4 protein-coding genes are annotated in these 9049 nt (G+C 49.5%); 3 read left to right on the top strand and 1 reads right to left on the bottom strand.

The genetic code is table 11. From position 1 onward, the window contains the following. On the top strand, window positions 1-1333 hold a 1333-nt coding region (locus PHI74_07810), incomplete at its 5' end, for an Ig-like domain-containing protein (GenBank protein MDD5485914.1). Between the two features lie 390 nt (window positions 1334-1723). Here the strand turns inward: PHI74_07810 and PHI74_07805 are convergent. Beyond that, entirely contained in the window at window positions 1724-1873 is a 150-nt protein-coding gene (locus tag PHI74_07805) for a hypothetical protein (protein MDD5485913.1), read from the bottom strand. 305 nt (window positions 1874-2178) lie between these two features. On the opposite strand from PHI74_07805, the gene PHI74_07800 reads away from it, so the two are divergent. Together PHI74_07800 and PHI74_07795 are read left to right on the top strand one after the other, a co-directional pair. Then, window positions 2179-5691, top strand: a complete 3513-nt coding sequence (locus PHI74_07800) for a DUF2341 domain-containing protein (protein ID MDD5485912.1) — start codon at window positions 2179-2181, stop codon at window positions 5689-5691. 402 nt (window positions 5692-6093) lie between these two features. After that, the coding region (locus PHI74_07795; GenBank protein MDD5485911.1) for a hypothetical protein at window positions 6094-9049 on the top strand (2956 nt) is incomplete at its 3' end.

Below are 9049 nucleotides of genomic sequence, written 5' to 3'. Positions count from 1 at the left end.
GGTAACCCTTGCCAACGGCTCAAACATCATCTATGCAAGGGCAACCGACACATCATACAATACTGGAGAAACCTCGATAACGGTCACCTACAACCCACCACCAGACACAACAACCCCCACGATCTCCATCACGTGCCCAGCAAGCGGGCAGGTATTCTCGACCGATACCATAACCGTCAACGGAACCGCCTCGGATAACATCGCCTTAAGCAAAGTGGAAGTAAAGGTTGGATCAGAAAGTTGGCAGACGGCATCTGGAACAACCTCCTGGAGCAAACAGGTAACCCTTGCCAACGGCTCAAACATCATCTATGCAAGGGCAACCGACACATCATACAATACTGGAGAAACCTCGATAACGGTCACCTACAACCCACCACCAGACACAACAACCCCCACGATCTCCATCACGTGCCCAGCAAGCGGGCAGGTATTCTCGACCGATACCATAACCGTCAACGGAACCGCCTCGGATAACATCGCCTTAAGCAAAGTGGAAGTAAAGCTCAATTCCGGAAGTTGGCAGACGGCAACGGGAACAACCTCCTGGAGCACCTCGGTAACCCTTGCCAACGGCTCAAACATCATCTATGCAAGGGCAACCGACACATCATACAATACTGGAGAAACCTCGATAACGGTCACCTACAACCCACCACCAGACACAACAACCCCCACGATCTCCATCACGTGCCCAGCAAGCGGGCAGGTATTCTCGACCGATACCATAACCGTCAACGGAACCGCCTCGGATAACATCGCCTTAAGCAAAGTGGAAGTAAAGCTCAATTCCGGAAGTTGGCAGACGGCAACGGGAACAACCTCCTGGAGCACCTCGGTAACCCTTGCCAACGGCTCAAACATCATCTATGCAAGGGCAAACGACACCTCAGATAATACCAATGAAACCTCGGTAACAGTTACTTACAATCCACTAACCTTTGACACAGGCTCTGGCACCTACCCCTCCATCTCAGGAACGCACAACGGCACCCTCACACCATCATCTAATGTCAATGTTTCCCACATGTATACCTACCCATGTGCTGGAACGGGCGGACATGCGGAATACGTTAAAATATGGAATTCGACATGGGATACAACCGCAACCTGGAGCGGTTACAGCGGAGATTATCACAACCTAACCTTTGACGAACCTTTCATATTACGAGCGGGCGAGACGTACAACTACATGATCAAAACAGGCTCCTATCCGCAGATAGTACATGCAACCAGTAAAGCCGTCACTGGTGGAACGATTACTTGCACAGAGTTTGTTGATGTAAACGGTGTCACCTATGACGACTGGATTCCTGCGATTAGGTTAGGGTAAAACACCTGTTTTGCAGTAGCATTAAAAATACAAATGCCGTAATCATGAAATCATAAAACATCCCGTAACTCTTGGTTTAAAATCTTAAAAAAACATCTAATTAAGAATAAAAATATCAGATATTAGTTACTATTTTTTAATATCCTATCTAACCCAATCAAACCTTTAATAATTGTTTGAATTTTTGCCTGAAATGCGGTAAAAATGCTATTTCATTCAGGGTTTCATAACTATAGCTACCCCTAGCTATCGGAATTTGCTCATATACAAAGTTGCCCAAAATTTGTGCGTCGCCTTTCGGGCTGAAGCCGAAAATTCGAACTTGCTGGCTTCGACTAACGATGGAGGAACAACGATGTGGAAACAATGCGGGATAAATGAAACTTCGTTTCATCTAACAGTCATTAGGCGAAATTCTCTTTTCAAGAGAACTACGCCATCAACGAATTTTCGGCGACGCACAAACTCTTCACTCACTTCGTTCGCTCGCCCCTCCAAGTATTCGGGGTCGGGCAACTGGCGGGTATGCGGTTCAGCCACTTCGTGGCTTCACCCAAATTGCCTTCGGCAACTTCGCATACCCACCATGCCGTTATACGTACCTAGCGGTACAATAATTCATAACCGAAAATCATTTATATTGAATGGTATGTATATGTATATCATCAAATAGTAATCTTGTCGCCAAATGGCAATATTGTTGGCAAATAGTAAATATCTGCATATGGCAGATGAAGAAGCTGAAAAAGCGACGCGATGAGAATTAGGGGGATGGCACTGGCAATGCCGGTATGCATTGCAGGTGGACTGAACTAAGTGATAAAGAATTTAGAAGAAGATGGAATATGAAAAGAATAATGCATATTAAAAGAATAATGCATATTTTTTGTATAATCACATTGATAAGTGCGATTATAGCGAGTTCGGCGATGCCTGCTTTGGCGACGACACAGGTCACCGCAACAAAATCCGCAGATAACAATTATGCAGCGCACCAGCTCAACTTCAGTATTGACACCGACACAATAGGTCAGCTCATGATATCTCAGGACAGTGATTGGTATAACCCAAGCTGGAATTACCGCAAATTGATAACCATCGACCACACCAAGGTCGATAATGTCGCTGCCCCCTCCACCACCTACGCCAACTTTCCCGTTCTGATCAATATCTCCTCGGACTCAGGTCTTGCCAGCAAGGCCCAATCAGATGGAGACGACATCCTTTTTACCTCCAGTGACGGCACCACCAAGCTGAACCATGAGATAGAGTTATACAACAGCAGCACCGGTGAACTGGTGGCCTGGGTGAACGTCACCTTAACCAAAGACAGCAGCGATGCCACTAATGATACCCTCTACATGTACTACGGCAACTCCGGTGCCAGCAGCCAGCAGAATGCCGCCGCCGTCTGGAACCCCAACTACAAAGGGGTCTGGCACCTTGATGAGACCGGTAACGGGACCTCAGGAGAGTACAAGGACAGCACATCAAGCGCCAACAACGGAACACTGGTCGGTCTACAGGCTTTGAAGGCATCATACAGCATGACTGGGAGTAGCAACACCTATCTTTATGAGGACTTGACGAACGTTGCTGATTATACAATTATGAGCGGCGATTTTCTTGAGTATGATGTCTACTGGACATCGGCAACCGATTTTATCGCGTTTGATTTTACCTGCTGTGACGGGGTTTCTTCCTGCTGTGACGGGACTTCTTCTTTGAGGGACAGTGGCGCTGTGGACCAGAACGGTCTGAGCGCCCACGTGGGCGCGGATTTGAGCACTTACGCTCTTAACAAGTGGTACCACCGGAGGATAGATATCCCTGCAGGGCTCGTCGGCAAGACCATAAATCACTATGACGTTGCCTGTGAATATGATGGCTCCGCGACCAAAACCGCGTACGTGGACAACATAAGAATCTGCAATGGGGCGTTCGTAAGTAAGAAAATATACACAGGGGGAGATACAATCACCCATAGCACCCATCTCACGACGGCCGGTTGTACCCTACCCTCCTTCGGCAACGCCTTAAACCTGACTCCCTCCAGCACAGCCGGAAAAGTGAGCACCTCTCTTTGGGCCGATGGAACGAGGTATGTAGATTTCCCAGCTTACGCAACAAACGCCCAGAGCAACTGGACGGTTGAGGCCTGGATAAACCCGGTCGTATTACTCCAGGCTGGCTACGCGGTTTATAATGGAAATGACGCCGGAGGATACGGTTTGGGTATAAATAATGCAGCAGATGCTTTTGGGAGCAAGCTGGGGGCATTATTCGGGTTCGTTACATATATAGATAGCGGGTACACATTTTCATCAGCCAACACATGGTACCATGTTGCTATGGTTAGGTCATCCGAGGGAACAACAAGCTTTTATGTGAATGGCAGCGTACAATCTGGGACAAGCTCATCTAATCCAAATGTACTTCAAAATAAGCTTACATTTGGTTGTGAGCTAGACAGTTCTAACAATCCTTACAGATATTTCAGTGGGTATATAGATGAAGTCCGCATCTCCAACACCGCCAGAAGTGCCAATTGGATCAAGACCGAGCATAACAACCAGGATGCCCCTTCTACTTTCTATACCCTTGGCGATGAGGAAACACCTTCGTCAGGTGTCACGTCCCCTTCGCTTGTTTTCGTCGATCTAACGCCAGCGAACGATTCTTCTCAGGCTGCGGACTTCGCGGAAATTAACATCTCGATCAACGAGGAAAATCTAAACGAGTTCAAATTCAACTGGAACGGAACGAACTACACGTTTTACGATGACTCCCTCGTGCTGGGGATGAACTTCAACAACAATTCTGTAATTGGCGAAAACGCCACAAAAGCGGTGGATATTTCGAGGTACGGGAACAACGGAACTGCATATAACGGTGCTCATCCGGTAACAGGCGGAAAATTTGGCGGGGCGTTTGAGTTCGATGGGTGCAATGATCACGTCCGGGTTCCGGACAGTACGAGTCTGGATATCTCACCTAACATAACCATAGAGATGTGGATAAAGCCAGACATACTCGCGGACAAGGTACTCATACACAAGTATCATGCTTACGCTATGGAGTTCTGGAATGACGGCTCTTTTGGAGGGATAATATATAAACCCGGAGGTGGCACGATCACCGTTGGGTCAGGAGAAAATAAAACGAATACCGGTGCCTGGTCTCATCTCGCTTTTACCTATGATAAGACTGCAGGGAAAATGAGGCTATACTTGAACGGCACCGATGCAGGAAGCAAGAGCTATTCCGGCAATATACGCACGAGTAATATAGACCTGCTCATGGGTTGTGATGATTCCCTTGCTTACTTCTTCGACGGTGCCATTGATGAGGTCAGGATTTACAACCGTGCTTTGTCACCGGAAGAAATAAGGATGCATTACCAGTCCGAATTTCAGAAATACACCGCAACGCAATGGTATTTCTATGATAATGTCACGAATCTACCGGAGAAAACGCATACGTATTACGGGTGGGCGAATGACACGGCCGGGAATGATGGTCAAACGGAGACGAGGACATTGACAATAGAAATAGAAACAGACACCACACCGCCAGCAATCACGATAGATGTGCCTGCAGAGTCAGCACCCGCTTATAGGAGAGGAGGAGAGCAGTTCTATGTGAATTTCACTTACACAGAGAACGATCCAAAGAACTACACGGTTAGAGTGTACAACAGCACTGCGACCATCAACACTACAACCCTCAATTATCCCGTGGGTGGAGCCGATCAGATTGCGAACGTCAGCTTCTACCTTAATTCAAGTGCTGCCGACGGATCTTACAACGTGTCAGTGAATATGTATGACAATGTGTCTAATTATGCCATCTCCTACCAGAACAATTCAGTGGTGAAGGATACGACTAATCCAGCGATCTCCATCGCCTATCCAACCAATGGGCAGGTATTCTCGACCGATACCATAACCGTCAACGGAACCGCCTCGGATAACATCGCCTTAAGCAAAGTGGAAGTAAAACTCGGATCGGGAAGTTGGCAGACAGCATCTGGAACAACCTCCTGGAGCCAATCGATAACCCTTGTCAACGGCTCAAACATCATCTATGCAAGGGCAACCGACACATCATACAATACACAAGAGATATCGATAACAGTTACTTACAATCCGCCAGGTCCACAAAGGCTCCTAGGTGACGTGAACAACGATGGCGTGGTGAACGTGCTTGATGCGACGCTGGTGACGAACCGTGCCGCAGATCCGAACTATCCCCTGGATGACGAATGGGCCGCAGATGTCAACAGCGACGGCATCATAAACGTGCTCGATGCGACGAAGGTGAAGAACCGTGCCGCAGATCCGAACTATCCCTGGTAATGGGTGGATGCGGTGATATGTCCTGGGCGGTAACAGCAAATAAAAGAAAGAAAAAATGAAATGAGAAAAACTCACGCATAACAGCGATTACTACCCTAAAATCCTAACTATTCTCAGTTGATTATTGGATAAATCTTAAGCTGCTTATTTAACGGCGCAATCATTCATAACCGAAAACCATTTATATTGAATAGTGCCTATTTGCATATCGTCAAATAGCAATAGCAATCTTGTCGCCAAATGACAATATTGTCGGCAAATAGTAAATATCTGCATATGGCAGATGAAGAAGCTGATGAAAAGCTATGCGATGCAAATTAGGTGGGGATGACACCGGCAATGCCGGTATGCATTGCAGGTGGACTGCAACTAAGTGATAAAGAATGTAGAAGGTCAAGGAACATGAAAAGAATGATATTGGTTGGTATGATCGCACTGCTATGTGCGACAATGTTAGTAACGGCAGCGGCGGCAACGTCCGTTGACGTGATCTACGACGGCACGGTCATGCTCACGGATGGCACCTTCAACTGGACCGATTCCGAGAGCAACACCCATACAGTCAGCTGGATGACGCCGCACGGCGCACTCGAAGCTGCCTCCATTGTCGAGAGCTTCGTCTACGGCGGCGGCTGGCATGGCACCAAGAATACCGCACTCATCGACTGGATCGAGGAGTACGAATACAATAATACCGTAACACCGAAACTGACTTGGAACTACCAGCTCAACGGCGTTTATCAGAATTACTTCTCTGATACAACCGGCGTGAGTAACAACCCGATCTCTGATGGCGATTACATTGAGTTCTATTACGGCCCAGATCAGCAGACTACGGAGAACGCCACGGCAGTCGTCAGGATGACGGTGAATCTAACTTCAACGCCTGAAGACTGGGATCTCGATCTCGTTGGTGCCACAAATATAACCGTCTCGAAGACTGATTTTGAGGATGGCGTGGACTGCGGTCATTATGCCAGCTGGACAGATCCGAGTACGGGCGAGTTCTGGGAAGGGATGCCGCTCTGGTATCTCGTCGGCTACGTTGACGACGACGTTCAGCATGGGCCTGGTGCCTTCAACGACTTACTTGCAGCGGACGGCTATATTGTAAAGGTTATCAGTAGCGATGGTTGGAGCGCGGAGCTTGACAGCACGGATGTCGCGCGAAACGACGGCTATATCGTGGCCAATAAGCTCAACGGCTCGGAACTGCCGCTGGAAACCCTTAGTGGCAAGCTCTGCTGGCCACTGCACCTGAAGGGTCCGTCCGTCTTCGGCGGGCAGCAGGTCGGCGGCATCGCGAGTATCGAACTCATCGGACTACCCGAACCCGAACCATCTGAAAGCTGGGCGCTCAGCCTGATCGGTGAGGTCGGCGATACAATCACGCAGGAGGAATTCGAAGAGGCGGTTGCCTGTCACGGTGTGACCTGGGTTGATGGCAATGATACCTGGGAAGGAGTGCCGCTCTGGTACCTCTGCGGTGCGGTCGACGATCTCGAGACGACGAGTCACTGGACCTTTAATGACTCTCTGGCGAGTGGCAGCTACACGGTCAACGTGATGGCTGCGGACGGCTACAACAAAAACTTCGCGAGCAGCGTGATCGCGCGCAATGACGACTATATCGTGGCGAATACGCTCAACGGTGAGCCTCTCGATTACCTCTTCCCGCTCAAGCTCGTCGGGAGTGCGGTTTTTGGTGGTAATAGGGTGGGCAATATCTCTGAGATACGACTGGTGGAGTTGATCACGCCGCCACCTGAATCAGGCAGCTACAACCTCAATCTGACTGGCAAGATCACGGATGTGATCTCACAGGCAGAGTATGAAGCGGCAGCAGATCCATCCTGTCATGGCGTGACGTGGGTTGATGGCAATGATACCTGGGAAGGAGTGCCGCTCTGGCTCTTCTGCGGCTGGGTGGACGATCGGATCCCGCATGGTCCCGACGGCTTCAATGAGCCATTGGCTGCTGCGGGCTATACGATTACCGTCAAAGCCGGCGATGGCTATCAGAAACAATTCGCCAGTGAAGACGTTGCACACAGCGACTACGGGTACATCGTCGCGGACACGCTGAATGGTACACCGCTCTCAAAAGAGGGTGACCACTCGCCATGGCCGCTCAGACTCGTTGGTACAGAAGTCTCTGGTGGTATGAGAGTTGGCAACATCACGGACATCATCCTCTCGGACTTTGAAGCGCCGTCCGAGCTAATGTCGGTACATATCATTAAATACGTCAGCCCGACAGACCTCACGATCCTGAGTGAGACAAATGTCACTTATCTGTGGATGGAGCAGAACCTTGGAGTATACGGCGACGGCGCGACCTTGTACAAGTTCGAGGGCATCGATTTCACCGGCGATCACTGGGATCAGAATGAGACCTATCCCGGCGGGTTTAAGATCAGCGATGCGATCAAAGGAACCTCGGTAAGGGACATCTGCGAGCTTGTTGGTGGTATGGGTGAAGGAACCGATATCAAACTGGTCGCAACAGATGGTTATGAAACAGCTCTGGGCTACGAGAACATCTACACCGAAGCGCTGACGACTGAGCAGCAGGAACGTCAGGGCGAAGCTGTGCTCGCCTGGTACACGGGCGATGATGGCTATGTGCCTGATTATAGCGAGGGAATGCGGCTCTTCTTCACACCTGATGACCACATCTTCGGGCTCTGGGACATGCATGAATGCATGGATGAGAAGTACTGGCACTATTATTGGGATGCTGGTATTCAGTACCCCTCGTGTGCAGGCCTTTCTGCGAAGTGGATTACCACCATCAAGATATATTCCGAACCGGAAGCCGACTGGAATCTCACGTTGGAAGGCGCTATCAGTGATACAATTAGCAAGTCCTATTTCGAACAGGCGATTGCCTGCACTATGGGTGGTCATGCCGCGGAGTATACTGATAGCCAAGGCAGGACATGGGAGGGGCTACCTCTTTGGTATCTCTGCGGATGGGTCGACGACGAGAACTCACACTCGGCTGGTGCATATAACGATACACTAGCTGCGGCTGGATACGATATTACAGTCTTCGCGGGCGATGGCTATAGCGTGACCATTGACAGCAGAGATACAATCCGCAACGATAACTACATCGTGGCGAACTCGCTGAACGGTTCACACCTACCTGACGATGACGACAGTTGGCCGCTTAGGCTTACAGGCTCTGCCCTGACGTCCGGGCAAAACGTGAAGGGCGTGGTCGAAATACAGCTGACCTTCCCGGTTCCCTGGGACGCCTATCTCGTCCCTTCGGATAGCACGGGTGACTATAATGAAGATACAGAAGTCGAGCTCTGGGTGGACTATGATGACACAGGCTTGACATACGGTG

This window comes from Methanocellales archaeon, assembly GCA_028715985.1.
Classification (GTDB): Archaea; Halobacteriota; UBA148; order UBA148; family UBA148; genus UBA148.
This window is presented reverse-complemented; position numbering and strand designations above follow the sequence as displayed.